General features: G+C 65.8%; 15 protein-coding genes. 1 reads left to right on the top strand and 14 read right to left on the bottom strand.

All coding sequences use genetic code 11. From position 1 onward, the window contains the following. Positions 1–54 precede the first annotated feature (54 nt). From BMY38_RS05675 to BMY38_RS05615, 13 genes are all read right to left on the bottom strand, one after another. Positions 55–420 (bottom strand): hypothetical protein, encoded by a 366-nt coding sequence (locus BMY38_RS05675; RefSeq protein ID WP_092760540.1) that lies wholly within the window; start codon positions 418–420, stop codon positions 55–57. Positions 421–553: 133 nt separating this feature from the next. Beyond that, positions 554–1321, bottom strand: coding sequence for a precorrin-4 C(11)-methyltransferase (gene cobM, locus BMY38_RS05670; protein WP_092760538.1), 768 nt, complete (start codon positions 1319–1321; stop codon positions 554–556). Beyond that, the gene (gene cobJ / locus BMY38_RS05665) at positions 1318–3126 is read right to left on the bottom strand and encodes a precorrin-3B C(17)-methyltransferase (protein WP_092760536.1); all 1809 of its coding nucleotides are present in this window, start codon (positions 3124–3126) and stop codon (positions 1318–1320) included. Before cobJ ends, cobM begins: the two co-directional genes overlap by 4 nt. After that, a complete protein-coding gene (cobI, locus tag BMY38_RS05660) occupies positions 3117–3818 on the bottom strand; it encodes a precorrin-2 C(20)-methyltransferase (protein WP_092760534.1) in 702 nt (233 codons plus the stop codon). The genes cobJ and cobI overlap by 10 nt, the downstream gene beginning before the upstream one ends. Further along, the gene (cbiE, locus tag BMY38_RS05655; RefSeq protein ID WP_092760532.1) at positions 3815–5020 is read right to left on the bottom strand and encodes a precorrin-6y C5,15-methyltransferase (decarboxylating) subunit CbiE; all 1206 of its coding nucleotides are present in this window, start codon (positions 5018–5020) and stop codon (positions 3815–3817) included. The genes cobI and cbiE overlap by 4 nt, the downstream gene beginning before the upstream one ends. A 102-nt stretch (positions 5021–5122) precedes the next feature. After that, the gene (locus BMY38_RS05650; RefSeq protein WP_092760530.1) at positions 5123–5755 is read right to left on the bottom strand and encodes a precorrin-8X methylmutase; all 633 of its coding nucleotides are present in this window, start codon (positions 5753–5755) and stop codon (positions 5123–5125) included. A 204-nt stretch (positions 5756–5959) separates the two neighbouring features. Further along, positions 5960–7177, bottom strand: a complete 1218-nt coding sequence (locus tag BMY38_RS05645; RefSeq protein WP_092761255.1) for a sirohydrochlorin chelatase — start codon at positions 7175–7177, stop codon at positions 5960–5962. An 11-nt stretch (positions 7178–7188) separates the two neighbouring features. After that, positions 7189–7503, bottom strand: a complete 315-nt coding sequence (locus BMY38_RS05640) for a DUF6732 family protein (protein WP_092760528.1) — start codon at positions 7501–7503, stop codon at positions 7189–7191. 299 nt (positions 7504–7802) lie between these two features. Next, positions 7803–8558: a DUF3750 domain-containing protein gene (locus BMY38_RS05635; RefSeq protein WP_217638783.1), complete on the bottom strand. Its 756-nt coding sequence runs from the start codon at positions 8556–8558 to the stop codon at positions 7803–7805. After that, the gene (locus BMY38_RS05630) at positions 8558–9649 is read right to left on the bottom strand and encodes a hypothetical protein (RefSeq protein ID WP_092760526.1); all 1092 of its coding nucleotides are present in this window, start codon (positions 9647–9649) and stop codon (positions 8558–8560) included. The genes BMY38_RS05635 and BMY38_RS05630 overlap by 1 nt, the downstream gene beginning before the upstream one ends. Positions 9650–9656: 7 nt before the next feature. Beyond that, positions 9657–10028: an HIT domain-containing protein gene (locus tag BMY38_RS05625; protein WP_092760524.1), complete on the bottom strand. Its 372-nt coding sequence runs from the start codon at positions 10026–10028 to the stop codon at positions 9657–9659. A gap of 68 nt (positions 10029–10096) precedes the next feature. Next, a complete protein-coding gene (locus BMY38_RS05620) occupies positions 10097–11017 on the bottom strand; it encodes a calcium/sodium antiporter (protein ID WP_092761251.1) in 921 nt (306 codons plus the stop codon). Positions 11018–11188: 171 nt separating this feature from the next. Further along, positions 11189–12766, bottom strand: a complete 1578-nt coding sequence (locus tag BMY38_RS05615) for a DUF5928 domain-containing protein (RefSeq protein ID WP_092760522.1) — start codon at positions 12764–12766, stop codon at positions 11189–11191. Positions 12767–12882: 116 nt separating this feature from the next. Between BMY38_RS05615 and BMY38_RS05610 the strand changes: the two genes are divergently transcribed. Continuing rightward, positions 12883–13701, top strand: coding sequence for a sulfotransferase family protein (locus BMY38_RS05610; RefSeq protein WP_092760520.1), 819 nt, complete (start codon positions 12883–12885; stop codon positions 13699–13701). Between the two features lie 205 nt (positions 13702–13906). Here BMY38_RS05610 and BMY38_RS05605 read toward each other — a convergent pair whose 3' ends face one another. Then, positions 13907–14893, bottom strand: coding sequence for a 2-hydroxyacid dehydrogenase (locus BMY38_RS05605; protein ID WP_092761249.1), 987 nt, complete (start codon positions 14891–14893; stop codon positions 13907–13909). Between the last annotated feature and the right edge of the window lie 107 nt (positions 14894–15000).

Raw genomic sequence — 15000 nt, 5'->3', positions numbered from 1 at the left:
GGCCGAGAGTGTGAGGGGCCAAGATCGTAAGGGTTCGTCATTTCCGCCGACCCGTCAGGGTGCCGCAATATAACCCGCCGGTGCATCGCCCGCCCGTTCATAGTCCAATGCAGCCGAGGTGCGCGCCGCGGTCGCCCGCTTGAAGCCATAGCGCATCGCGTCGCCCGATGGCCCGCCCGCCACGATCAGAACCGAACGCAAAAGGCGTGGCCCGTCGTAAATCTCGACCAGACCGCGCAGTTTGGGCGCAACATCCAAAGGAACCTCGAACCCGGAATCGTCATAGGCGGTGATCGGATACCAGTCGTCGCCAACCTGCACCCGCAGCCGCCCCCCCGTGGTCCGCCGGTCCCGCGCACGGGCGCGCGCCAGACCTTCGCGAACGTCGGCGGGCAGGAAGAATGGATCTGTTTCGGACATGACACCCCCCGGAAATCCGGACGTACACGTGAGTCGCTTGCCCATCCGATTCTAGGGTAAGTCTGCAACAGAAACGTGAATAGTCAATGAAAGCCTGACAACGACGTCCATGTCAGCGACGACGCCCCCGCGTTCAGCCCTTCACTTTCGGACGCAGGACATGCGGCACGGCGGGGTCGTAAAGTGCAGAATCCCTGAAGTCCCCAACCTCGCCCAGGGCGGGTCCGACCAGGATCAGCGCCGTCCGCGTGATCTTCTCGGCGCGCACCCTGGCATGAATGTCGGCAACCGTACCGCGCAGGAACGCCTGATCCGGCCAGCCGACGCGATAGGCGACCACCACCGGGCAATCGGCACCGTAATGCGGCGTCAGCACACGCTTGATCTCGCGCAGGTTGCGGATGCCCAGATGGATCGCAAGCGTGGCCCCGGTGCGTGCGAAATTCTCCAGCGTTTCGCGCGGCGGCATCGACGTCGATTTCATCGACACCCGCGTCAGGACAATGGACTGCGCGATTTCGGGCACCGTCAGTTCCTGCCCAAGGGCGGCGGCAGCGGCGGCATAGGCGGGCACGCCGGGCGTGATGTCATAGGGGATGCCATCGCGTTTCAGCAGGCGGATCTGCTCGGCAATCGCCCCGTAGAGCGAAGGATCTCCGGAATGGACGCGGGCGACGTCCTGCCCGGCAGCGTGGGCCGCGACGATCTCCGCATGGGTCTCGGCCAGCGTCATCGGTGCGGTGTCCAAAACGCGCGCGCTCTTGGGCGCTTCGGCCACGACGGCGGCGGGGACCAGCGAGCCTGCGTAAAGGCAGACGGGGCATTCGCGGATCTGGCGCTGTGCCTTGAGCGTCAGCAGTTCCGGGTCACCGGGGCCTGCGCCGATGAAATGGACGGTCATGGCGTGGTCTCCTCGGAGGGCGTCAAATCGCCACCCGCCATCTTGCGGGCATAGCCGCGCGGCGTGAACATCCGCATCCCGTCGCCGGTTTTCACCAGTCTGGAATGCGACGATCCGACCAGAACGACGGTCAGCATGTCAACTTCGTCCACCTCCAGATCGGCCAAGCGGCGATAGCGGATGTGTTCTTCCGGCCGCCCCAGCGAAGACGCCAGAAGAACCGGCGTGTCGGCGGGGCGGTGGCCCAGCAGGATGTCGCGCGCTTCGGCCAGAAGGGTCCGGCGGCGCCTCGATACAGGGTTGTAGAAGGCAATCACGAAATCACCCTGCGCCGCTGCCTTCAGCCGTTTCACGATGTCCTCGCGCGGGGTCAGCAGGTCCGACAGCGAGATCGCGCAGAAATCGTGGCCCAACGGCGCACCGGCCCGCGCGGCGGCGGCCTGAAGCGCGCTGACGCCGGGGGTGCAAACGATTTCGACCCGCCGCGCCGGATCGGTCAGGGCCGAGGGGTCGGCGGGATCACGGGCCATCAGTTCGAATACCAGCGCACCCATCGCATAGATGCCCGCATCGCCGGAACAGACCAGCGCGACATTATGCCCCTGCCCGGCCCGTTCCAGCGCGTGACGGCAACGCGCCTCCTCTCCACCCAGCGGGAAATCTGCACGGGGCTTGCCGGCAGCAATCGGGCCCAGCAGATCGATATAGAGGGAATAGCCGACCAACTCGTCCGCCTCGGCGATCAGGCGGCTGGCTTCGGGGGTGCGCCATGTCGCCTGCCCCGGCCCGATGGACACGATGCTGACACGACCGCGTGCCCGGCCCTTGGGGTCGGTGACGGGGGCGTCGGCGCGGGCCAGCGCAGCGGTGGTATTGGCGGTCTTGCGTTTCGGCGCGACCACCGTGCCAACGCTGGCGGCGAGGGCGGCGGCCTCGGCCACCGAAGGCGTGCCGACTTCGGACAGCACGACGTCCGACGGGTTCGGCACCTCGATCGCGGCCAGTTCGGCGGCGGTAAAGGTGCGCAACGGGCAGCCCAGTCGCGCGGCGAGGGCGTTCATCGCAGGCTCGTCCAGCTTAAGGTCCAGCGTGTTGACAGAAGCGATGGCACCGGGGGCCACGCCCGCATCCGCCAGCACCTGCGAAACGTTGTCCCACAGTTCCGCCGGATCGGCGTCGCGGGCGCATCCGACGCCCAGGGTGTGCCGTTGCGGGTGATAGACCAGCCGGGTCGGGCCGCCGGTTGCCGGGGCCTCTGTCACGACGATCTCGACGGCGTTACCCGGTGGCAGGTCGAACAGCGGTTCGCCCGTGACTGTTGCGCCCCCCCCTGACAACAGCGCCGCCATGACGGGTTTGGCGTCTTCTGGGTTGGCCAGACGGTAGCCTGCGGGCGGCTCGTCCAGCGCGACGTTCAAGGCGACGTCGCCTGCCGTGGTGACGGCGGCGGCCGCGCCAAGCACCTCGGCTATGGTCCGCGCCAGACGGTTCGCGCCGCGGTGTCCGCCCAGCAAAGGCACGACCACCGCACCGTCGTCGGATACGGAAATCACCGGCGGCTCGCGCGTCTTGTCGGACAGCAAAGGGGCCACGGCGCGAATCAGGATGCCTGCCGCGCAAACGCCGACGACGGGGTGACCGGCGGCGAACAGGTCGCGCGCATGGTCCAGCGCGTTGGGAAATGTAATCGCGGCATCGGTGCGCCCCTCGCGGCCATGCAGGGGGCAGTCGAGTGCATCGGCGATCCGTCGGGCGACGGGTTCACCGGCGGCGTTCAGCGCCAGGACGACAGGTGTCAGAGCCACGGGTCGGCCCCTTTCGCGATCAGGATCATGGAGAAATACGGGGCATCGTCGGGGGCGTCGGCCAGCGGCAGCACACGCTCCGCCCCCAGCGTCGCCCGCTCGACATAGGTGGCGGCGGCCAGCAAACCCTCGGAATCCAGCAGTGTCCGCAGACGAGGCAGATGGCGCCCGACTTTCATCACAACCAGTGTATCGGCGGCACGCAGATGGGTGCGCAAGATATCGTCCGGCAAGGGGCCGGGCAGGACGGTCATGACCTCGTTGCGCGCGGTCAGCGGCATGGCGGCGACGGCAGCGCAGGCGGTCAGGGATGTGACACCGGGCACGACCTGCACATCGAAGCGACCCCTGAGGCGCGCGAAGAGATACATGAAACTGCCATAAAAGAACGGATCACCTTCACACAGGCAGACGACATCCTGTCCGTTTTCAAGAGCTTGCGCGATGCCCGCCGCGCCCGTGTCATAGGCCGCCTGCGCCGGGGCACGGTCGCGGGTCATCGGCACGTCTATGCGGATTTCACGGGCCGTGGCCGGGATAAGGTCGGCGGCAATCGCGCGGGCCAGGCTTTCCCCACCTGCAAGCGACGGATAACAAATGATTTCTGCAGATTCGATCAGCCGCGCAGCGCGGCGCGTTATCAGTTCGGGGTCGCCGGGTCCGAGGCCGACGCCATAGAGCGTGCCGCTCATCTTTTGACCAGTGACCATTGTGTCACGCCCATCGACGGGCGCCAGCCGCGATATCGGCCGACCGATTCGGCGCGTTCGACGGCGATTCGCACGAGATCGCCCCCATGTTTGACGTGGAGCGTCATCAGAAGCGACTCCGATTCCAGCGTGACGGCATTCGCCACCAGCCGGCCCAGGGGTTTGAGAGCCGCAAAGGCCGCATCATACACCTCCTCCGACAGGCCGCCGCCAATGAAGACGGCATCGGGAGAAGGCAGGTTTTCAAGGGCCTGCGGCACTTCGCCGTCGCGCAGGTCGAGGCGGGGGGCGCCCAACGCCAGCGCGTTCTCGGCGGCCATCGCGCGGCGGTCCGCACGCGGTTCGATGCCGATGGCGCGGGCGGATCTGGCGGCGCGTATCCACTCGATCGCGACCGAGCCGGAACCGGTGCCGATGTCCCACAAAAGCGCGCCGCGCATCGGCATCAGCTTGGCGAGGGTGGCGGCGCGGACTTCGCGTTTGGTCATCGTGCCATCGCTGCGGAACAGATCGTCCGCCAGACCGGGAACGCGTGGCAGAAGAGCTGCATTGGGGTCGGCGATACAGTTTACGGCGAGGGTGTTGAAGGCGGGAACCTCGTGCGACCAGTCTTCCGCGGTTGCATCGAACCGGGTTTCCGCCGGGCCGCCCATGTTCGCGAGGACCGTGAGACTGGACTTGCCGAAGCCCCGATCAGTCAGGAATTTCGCAATCTGGGCAGGGGTTTGCGCGCCGGTGGTCAGGATCAGGAGCCTTGCGTCGGGCTGGATGAAGGCAATCATCTGATGCACGGGGCGACCGTGGACGGTGAGAGTCTCGACATCGGCCATCGACCAGCCCATCCGGGCGGCGGCAAGCTGGAAGGCAGAGAGCTGCGGATGGTAGACGATCTGGCCGGGCGGTATCGCGCGCCCGATGCGGGCACCGACGCTGAACCACAGCGGGTCGCCTGTGGCGAGCACGACAACCCGTTGACCACGCAAGGAAATCAGCTGATCTATCAAAGCGTCGAAAGGGCTGGGCCAGGCCAGTCGACGGGCCGTCACCCGGTCGGACAGGGCGTGGTGGCGATCGCCGCCGATGATGACTTCGGCAGCTTCGACAACGGCGCGCGTGGCGGGGGACAGGCCGTAGAGACCGTCCTCCCCGATGCCGACGATATGGAGCCAAGGCGTGTCAGACATGGGGTGATCTGCGGGTGATCTGTGTCGGATACACGTCCGACACGATTTGCGCACGCAATGCCGCCTGATCAGGTGCATCGGTGCATTGCTGCGCGGCAGACATCATTGCATCCCCCCGGCCGCGAGAATGGCCAATGCGTTGACCGCCGCCGAGGCCATGGCACTGCCGCCCCGCCGCCCGCGCAGGCAAAGGAACGGCACGGCGCGGGGACGTTCGGCCAGTTCGGCCTTGGATTCCGCCGCTCCGACGAACCCCACGGGGAAGGCAAGGATGGCGGCGGGTTTCGGTGCGCCTTCGTCCAGGCGTTCAAGCAGCCGGAACAGGGCCGTGGGAGCATTGCCGATGGCGATAATCGCGCCGTCGGTATCCCAGAGATCGACAGCGGCGGCGGAGCGGGTGGTCCGTGCCTCGCGCGCCATGTCGGCGGTGCGTGGGTCGTTGAGCGTGCAACGGATGTCGGTGCCTTCGGGGAGCAGGCGGCGGGTGATGCCGGAGGCAACCATTTCGCAATCGGCATAGACCGGCGCTCCGGCGCGCAGGGCGGCGATGCCGGAGGTCGCGACGTCCGGGGCGTAGGACAGGCGATCGGCGATCTCGACCATACCGCAGGCGTGGATCACCCGCACGGCAAGCTCGGCAATATCCGCCGGAAAGCGGTCGAGCGCGGCCTCCTTGCGGACGGTGGCGAAGGAAGCGGCGTAGATCGCCTGGGGGTCCCGCTCATATGGGCGCATATAATGCGTCCATATGAGACGGCGCGATCAAGAGGGGCTTGCGAAACAAACCCCTGCAGTCGCGCACGGCGGTTGTCCGGGTGGTGTGGGTCGGTGCAAGTGCCTGCAACGCCAGATAGCTGGAATCGAATGATAACCCTCGCCACGGCAGGACGGTTCGAGTGCCGTCCGGACTGTCGGCCGGACGCAGCTTCCCCATGGCAATCACGCCCGCGTCTTTCGGGCCGATTCCGGGCCATGCGGATGGTCGGCATGCGGATAGACGGCGTGGACGTGATCGTGGGAATGATCGTGATCGTGGCTGTGATCATGCCCGTGATGATGATCGTGGTGATGGTGGTGGTCGTGGTGATGTGAATGCCCCGCCTGCGCCTCCAGCCGGCACAAACCGGTACAGAAGCTATCGCACAACTTGCAGTTGGCGACATTGGAGCCGGGCGCGCTGGCCCCCTGCCCTTCGACATGGTGGTGGTGGCTTTCCTGCACCGCGCCGACTTCGCCCTCGAACCCCAGAACGGCCGTGCGGTATTTGCACATGACACAGGTCGGCGGCGGCGTGTCGGAAAAGGCCGGGTGGCCCGCACGGGCGGCAGCGGGGATCGTGACCGCCGTCCCCTCACCCGCAAGGATCTGGGCGCGATAGGCACATGTGCCGCAGTTGGGCGGTGGATTGAGACCGGCCTGTTCGGTGATGCGTTCGGCAAAGGTGGCCAGAACCTGCGGGTGGTCGCCCAGATAACCCGCCTTGACGAATTGCAGGTCCGGGTGGGCCGCGGCGACGCGATCGGTGAAGCCATAGATGCGGTCGATCAGGATACCCGAGAACAGGAAATACGGGAACACGACGATACGTTTGTAGCCCAGTCTGGCCGCGTGGGTCAGGCAGGGTTCGACCAGAGGGAAGGTAACGCCGGAAAAGCCGACCTCAAGCCAGCCGAAGCCAAGACCTTCGTGCAGCATCCGGGCGATTTTCGCGACATTGCCATTGGCGTCGGGATCGGATGCGCCGCGCCCGATGACGACGAGGCAGGTGTCGTGGCGGGCGACCGGGCCGTGCCCGGCATCGGCCTGCGCCAGCGCGTCTTCGATACGCTGCCCGGCGGCGGCGATCATCCTGGGGTCGATGCCCAGTTCGCGGCCGTAACGGATGTCGATATCGTGTCTGGCGGCATAGGTGTTGAGAACGGTGGGAATGTCGTTCTTCGCGTGCATCGCGGCGAAAAGCATTCCGGGGACGGCGAGAATGCGGTCGCAGCCCGCGTCGCGCAGGCGGTCGAGGCCGTCGCGGATGACCGGGTTGGCGAATTCAAGGTAGCCATAGTCGACCCTCCAGTCGGAGGGCAGCAGGGCAGGCAGTTTTTCGGCCAGCACGGCGAATTCGTCGACAGCGGATTGCGAGCGGGAGCCATGGCCACAGATCATGACGCCTGTCTTCACGCGGTCTGCTCCTCTTCCTCGGGGGATTCGGAGGTCTCTTCTTCGTCGGCCTTGGCGTCCGGTGCGCCCTTGATCCAGCCCAGCACGGCGGCCCCGACGATCACACCCAGACCGATGCCCAGTGCCCAGTGATCGTGCCCGCCCAGATCAGAGATGTGGCCGACGTGGGCCTGTGCGGGCTGTGCCAGAAGAAGGGGCGTCAGGGAAAACAGGGCAAGGAAGCGCATGGGCGGGCCTTTCGCAGCGGAAATGCCCCCGATATCCGGGTCCCGGAGACGATACCGCGTGTTGCCCCCGTGTTGGGTCGGCATGTGGCGGCCACCTGTCCGGCCCCCTCGGGGGCGTCGTCGGCGTCAGGCCTATCGGCAGGGCGGCACAGGCGCAATGCGATTCCCGACGTCACGAGGGGCATGGGCGACAGGGTGTCGCGGATCAAGGGAGCAGCATCCAGGCCGCAACCCCCGCCAGAAGCGCGCCGAACACGCGGTTCAGGCGGGGGACCGGGGCTGTAGGCCAGCGGCGCGAGGAATAGGACGAGGGCGATGGTCGTTTGGGTCATGGCCCGATTGTCGCGCGGGGCGCGCGGGGCCACGACCCGGAACCTGCGGTTTCAGGTGCCGATGCGACCGATGGCGGGGAGTTTGATGGCGGGGTGTGCGAGGTCGAGGCCAAAGGTCTGGCCGAGAACGTTGACTTCGATCCCTCTGCGCGGACCGATGGACAGGCCGAGATAACCCCAGGCCGACAGGTGCAGGTCGCTGCCGCCCGCATCGCGGCGGGCCTGCAGACCGGGGCCGATGTAATCCTTGCCCACCGCGTTCGGGGGCAAGGCGATGCCGATTCCGGGGTTTTCTCGCAGGATATGGGCGACGAAGGTGTTGGAGTTCGGGCCGGGCCAGATGACATAGCTCCCCAGGTGATTGAAGGGATAGGCGTCTACCGTCGCCTCGACCGCCGGGATCAGGGCGGCGGCCTTCGGACCGGTGACGGAGCCTATGATCTGCGGCTGGTTCGAATACCAGCGCGCGTCAGCGGCATAGGCATCGCGGCGGACGGGATGGCCCCAGCCGACGACTTCGGCACGGCTCCATGTCGTGGCATCGGCGGATTTCCAGACCATCCAGCTGTGGACCGAGACGGCACCCTTGAACCCGCCGGTGCGCGCCGCCATGACGTGAATCGCCGCATCGGGAAGGGCGGCGGCGGCGGGCAGAATGCCCGAAGCACCCCAATCGGCCGCCCTCCAGCCCCCCGGCCTGTCCAGTGTCGTCCACCAGAGCGCGCTGGCCGCGACGGGCAGCAGGAAACAGAGCCCGAAGGCGAGCATCAGGCGGCGCATGATGGTGTAGAGGCTGGCAAACATCATCACGGTCTCAAGACAGGGTCAGGCAGTGCAATATCGGCCACTGCGGCGGCGGCGTCGACCCCGCGCCGGGAAAAGGCCGGGCAATCATCGGGATAGCGCCAGTTCGGTTGATCGGGGAACAGGTTCGCCGCACCATCGCGCAGTGCCGCGACCGTTTCAGGCGTGAGCATCGGCAGAACGTCGTCGCGGCAGGCGAACCAGATCGTCTCGGCCCGCTGTGATTGCAGTGGATTGCGGGCACCGGCGCGCAGGCTTTGTTCGTCCACGCCCCAGGCGGCGAACAACCGGTCGGAAACGATGCGCTGAAAGTCATCCGGGCGCGGCGGTGGCGGGGCCAGAAAGGCGGCAAGCGGACCGGAGGGGCGGCGCGCCTCGGGCGGGGGCGTATCGCCGCCATAGGGAGTCGCGCCGGGCCAGCTGTCGAAGCGGTCGATAAGGGTATCCGACGCGACGCGGCGCAGCGTCACGGCGGTATAGGACGCGTCACCGGGCGCGGGAACGGTGCCGGGCGTCTGGTCGATGCGGTGGTCGGCAGTGGACGCGGGCACGGGCCGACCGATGACGCAGACCGCAAAGGGCGCGGAGATCATCGTGGTCAGGGATGGCGGACGCTGATCGGCACCGGCGTGGCAGGCAGGGTCGCCGATACGCAGGTCGAACCGCAGGATCGGGTCGGTGCCGGTTTCGATGAAATCGAGATCGCCGCTGCGCAGACGCTCCGCCACCGGCAGACCGCATTGACCATCGGACGTCCAGTCCATCGCGCCCAGTGCGCCGCGTGCCAGCCAGCATGGGTCGGGGATATAGAGGCTGCGCCCGTCGAACGGCGATGCGGCGGCGGCATATCCCGGATCGGCGGCAAAGAAGCGGGCGTTGGCAATGGCTGCCAGCGGGCTGCGTGCGAAATGGGCGGTCCCTCCGAGCAGGACGACGATGACGAGCCAGAGCACGGGATTTGTCCACCGGCGCACGCGGCGCAGGAGCAGCAGCACCAGGGCCACGACCATTGCCGAGGCTACCAGCACGTTCAGAACCGACGCCCCGGACGCGCCGCCATATCCCGCCACCGCCTCCAGCGCGAGTACCGGCAAGGCGGACCTAGTCCGTGGCCTTGGCCAGCATCCGACCGAGGAGGCGCCCGCCGATCAGGTGCAGGTGGAAATGCGGCACCTCCTGCACGCCATCCTTGCCCGCGTTGGTGATGGCGCGGAAGCCGGTTTCGGTCACCCCCCGGTCAGCGCAGATCTGCGCGGCGGTCCGGTGGAAATCGGCGATCTCGGCGTCCGACGCGTTGGCGTGGAAGTCGGCGTAGTCGACGTAGGCGCCTTTGGGAATCACCAGCACATGTGTCGGTGCCTGCGGCGTGATGTCGTCGAAGGCCAGCGTGTGGTCCGTATCAGCGACGGTAGCGTTGGGAATCTCGCCGCGCAGGATTTTGGCGAAGATATTTTCGGGGTCGTAGGCGGGCATGGGACGGGCTCCGGTGTGATGGGGTCGGGACGTTTAGGGCACGGTCGTGCAGAAGGGGCAATAACCCGTCAGCCCTGCGCCGCCCAGATATAGGCCGCATAGCCCGCCAACGCAGCCACACCGACCCCGCGTCCAAGGTGCGGGCGAGTCGTCAGCAAACCCGTCAGGATCAGGGAAACCGCGATCATGACCGGCAGATCGAAGGTCAGAAACCGGGCGGCGACGGGGATCGGGGCGACCATGGCCGTCATGCCGAAGATGCCCAGAACGTTGAAGATGTTCGAGCCGACGATATTGCCGATCGCGATTTCGGACTGTCGGCGGACAGCCGCGATCACCGATGTGGCCAGTTCGGGAAGCGATGTGCCGACCGCGACGATCGTCAGGCCGATGAAGGCCTCGGAGATGCCGTAGTCGCGCGCGATGGAGACGGACCCGTTGACCAGAAACCGCGCGCCGAACATCAGCGCGACCAATCCGGTGATGATCCAGATGGCGGAGGCGAGGGTCGACGAAGCGGCGGGCATGTCGACATCTTCCACGCCAGCTTCGCCGGGGTGACGACAGGCCCAGGTCAGATAACCGGCGAGGGCCAGAACCAGCAACGCCCCCGACGATCGCCCGATTGCACCCAGCGCGAAGATCGGCAGCAGCGCCAGCGCGGCGACGGCCATGACGCCGGTATCCCGGCGCAGGGTGGCACCCGAAACGCGGATCGGCCAGACGAGGCTTGTGACCCCGACGATCAGCAGAATGTTGGCGATGTTCGAGCCGACGATATTGCCGACGGCGATGTCCGGCACGCCGCGCCACGCCGCATCGACCGAGACCAGAAGCTCGGGCGTGGATGTCCCGAAGCCGACGACCGTCAGACCGATCAGCAGCGGGGGGATCGCCATGCGCCTGGCGATGCCGACACTGCCGCGCACAAGAGCCTCGCCGCCCAGGAAGAGACCCAGAAGTCCGGCCACGACATATATGTAATCCAACGACGTGGCCTCCGCAGACGGCAGATCCGTCGTCAAACGAAGTTGTGGTTGCCATGGTCCGCCAACAAGATGCCGCCGGTGGAACAATGCAGATAAATCGGATTCGGAGGATTCGGGCGCAGACTGGCGGTCAACGCCGGTAGTGCGCGCGGCACCCCGGATGTCCTGCCATCACTCGTCGAACAGATACGGCGTTTCGGCCAGCGCCAGCGCAGTTTCGTCGTCGACATCGAACACTTCGGCCAGAACGTGAGCGTTGACGATGGCATCGGTGCCTTCGGCGATGCGGTGAATGTCCGGCAGATCCGCCTCGCGGATGCGCAGCGTCTCGGTCACGAAATCCTGCGCGACGGTGGGCATCAGGCGGTCGATCGTGGTGCGCGGCGTCTGGTCGCCGATCAGGCCGATACGAGCGGCATGGCCTTCCATATAGGCCGCATCGAATTCGCAGTCGATCAGCAGGGTGCGGATGGTGGCGCGGTCGGCGTAGAAGTCCTGCAACAGCTCGTAATTCACCGGGTCGAGGCAGATCGTCAGCCGGTCGGTCCCGGCCTGACGGAACAGCATCCGCAGCAGGGCGCGGCGGTGGCGATGGCGTTTGCCCAGCGTGGATTCGATGCCGCCCAGATCGGGCATCGGGGTGTCTTCCTCGTCGAACAGGTAATCGATGGCGGGCATGATCTGATGATCGCGCAAAGACTGGGCCAGCCGCTTGGCGACGTGGTATTTCTTGCACACCAGCACGATCAACTCGCGGTCGCGGCCCAGCGTGCTTTCGCGTTCCCAGAAACGGGGGGCGAAGCGGCGGCCCATGCGACCGCGTTGCGTCAGGAAGGTGAACAACTGCCGCCCGTCGCCCGCAATCGGAAATTCGGTGCGCCCGGATGTCCAGAGCGCATCGAGACGGTGCTTCAGCTCCACCGCTTCGGGCGATATCTTGCGGGCGAACAGAAAGTCCTGCGACAGCAGCAGGTCATGGTGATCGTCGTAGAAGGTCGCGGGCATTCCGTAGTCCGTGAACATCAGGAAGGTCAGCGTGCGCGGGTCGATCTCCACCCGTGGAACAAGGTGGCGCACAAGGGTCTGGAAGAACGTCTCGTCCGGAATCCAGGTGGTGGCGAAAAAGCGCATCACGTCGCGGCGGGCGGCGCAGAACGCGAGGATCTTTTCGATGGTCGACCGGCGCAGACACCACCATTGCGAGCCGATCATGATGTCCACCCCCGCGGGCGTGGCGCGTTCCAGCCCCAGTTTCCGCTGCAGGGTCAGCGCGGCGTAGAACAGCCGTTTGTTCACCCGTTCGTTGAAGTAATGGCGGTAGATCAGCCGGTCTTCCTTCATCCCCGTCTTGATCCAGTCGGAGGTGAAGAAATCGAAACTTTCGATATGATCCATGTCGCGCGCGTCGAGGAATTCATGCGCGTGTTCGGCGGATTTGATCGGGCGGCAATCGCCGGAAATCATGTAGAAATGGGTGGCGCGGGGAAAGGCCTCGACCGCCGCTTCGACGGCGTTCAGGGTGGCGCGGACCAGCGACCATTCCCCCCAGCCGCATTTCACCCGCCGCCGGGTCATCACCACGTTCGGATTGTCGCGCAGGCCGGCCTGCACTGCGTCGAAGGCGCTGGCCGGGGCGGATGCGTCGAAATGGATCGAGACGCAATCGCCCGTCGCCGTCAGCCCCGTTGCCTGCGAGATGATGGCAACCGGGTCCTTGTGACACAGCAGGATGAAGGCGATCTTCGACATGGACCTGTTTGTTAACCCGAATTAGGCGACTTTGCCTTGCAATAGCCCCCCGGACGCGTTGAAGAAACCGGGGAATGCGGGTTTGATGCGCGCGCAACGGTTTCGAAAGGGTTGAAATGGGATTTCCGGGCACATGGATGACGGAAAGCGAAAGCACGGTCTATCGCGTGGTGCCGAAGTGCGCCTGCTCCTCCATCGGGCAGATCCTGTTCTATTCGGATCATGGCCGGTTCTTCGATGGCGATATCCATGACAGCACGTCGGGCCTGCACAAATGGGCGCAGGAGGAGAGCCAGCCGCTGATCGAGGCGAACGCCAAGGGCCACAAATCCTATGCCTTCACCTGTGTGCGAAATCCCTATACCCGCATCCTGTCGTCGTTCTTCGACAAGATCGCGGGCATTCAGCGCAACGGCAAACGCTATCGCGGCAACATGGTGCCCAAGCTGGCGCAGAAATACGGAGTCGAGGTCGGATCGCCCGAGGACGATTTCCAGTTCGACCAGATCGCATCGTTCCGCCGGTTCCTGCTGTTCGCGCGCGACACCATCCGGTTTCGTCGCCCTATGGACCCTGACATCCACTGGTCGGCCATGTCGGGCCATGTGGGCACGTTCATCGCCAACGGCGGGCGCTATGACCACGTTGTCTTTACCGAGAAGTTCAATGAGGGGATGCAGGTCGTCCTCGACCACATCGAGACGCCGGTGAAGGTCGATCTGGCCGAAGTGCCCCGGTTCAACGAATCCGAAGGGCACGGCCCCAAACGCCTGCACCCGGTCGAGGATTATTTCGACGATCTGTCGATGCATCTGGTCTGGGAAATCTACCACCGGGATTTCAAGCTGTTCCAGTATGACTTCGAGAATCCGGGCAACAAGATGCCCAAGGGCGAAGTCGATCTGGACGAGGTGCACGCGAAGCTGGGGGACTAGGACGCTATCGCCCATCGCTGCTTGGCTGGTTCAGGATACTGCTGAATCCATAGCCTTCAGCCAGCCGCCGCCCGTCGAAATTGCAAACCCATGTTTCCGGTGCGCCGCGCCGTGCCATCCTGACGTCGATGGCAACGGCATCGCCTAAGTTTGCAGGGCGTATTCCGGGACGTCAGGGGAGTTGATGCCCTTTCGCCCGCATCGCTCACAACATCGACGGCACGACCTGATCGGGCGGACGGTGGCCGTCGGCGAAGGTCTGCATGTTCACGAGGACCTTTTCACCCATTTCCTGCCGCGCCTCGCGTGTGGCGGACCCCATGTGCGGCAGCAGCACGACGTTCGGCAATTCGCGCAGTCGCGGGTTCACGCCGTGGCCGCGTTCATAGACGTCGAGGCCCGCGCCCGCCAATTCGCCCGCGCGCAGCATGCGGGTCAGGGCGTTTTCGTCGATGACTTCGCCCCGCGACGTATTCACGATCACGGCGGTCGGCTTCATCAGCTTCAGCCGCCGGGCGTTCAAGAGGTGGAACGTCGAAGGTGTATGCGGGCAATTGACCGAGATCACGTCCGACAGGCCGACCAGTGCGTCGAGCCGTTCGTGGAAGGTCGCCTCCAACGGTTCCTCCAGCCCGGCATGCAGGCGACGGCGGTTGTGGTAGTGGATGTTCATGCCGAAGGCGCGGGCGCGGCGGGCCATCGCCTGACCGATGCGGCCCATTCCCAGAATGCCCAGCGACTTGCCGCCCAGGCGCGTGCCCAGAAGGGCTTCGGGTGCCCAGCCTTCCCAGACACCGTCCTGCATCTTGGCCATGCCTTCCGTCATGCGCCGCAGCACCGCCAGCATCAGGGCAAGGCCCATGTCTGCAGTATCTTCGGTCAGCACACCGGGCGTGTTCGACACCAGGATACCCCGTTGCCGCGCGGTCGCCACGTCGATGTGATCGACCCCGGCCCCATAATTCGCGATCAGCTTGAGCCGTTCGCCCGCGCCCGCCAACAGCGGCGCATCAATGGTGTCGGTCAGAGTCGGGACCAGAATGTCCGCGTCCTGCAAAGCGGCAAGAAGTGCGGCCCTGTCCAGTGGTTTGTCGCTGCCTACGACCCGGACATCGAACAATTCGGCCATCCGCGCCTCCACATCGGCGGGAAGGCGTCGCGTGACGACAACACTCAGGCGTTTCGTTGACATATGCGGCACGTCCCCCTTTGTCGGCGGCGTCCATGATGGCATCATGGTCCGGACAAGCAAGGGGCATCAGACCCCGCAGTCGCGCGAGCGGGCAGACAAGCAGGACG

Origin of the sequence: Jannaschia helgolandensis (assembly GCF_900109285.1) — a bacterium.
Lineage (GTDB): Bacteria > Pseudomonadota > Alphaproteobacteria > Rhodobacterales > Rhodobacteraceae > Jannaschia > Jannaschia helgolandensis.
This window is presented reverse-complemented; position numbering and strand designations above follow the sequence as displayed.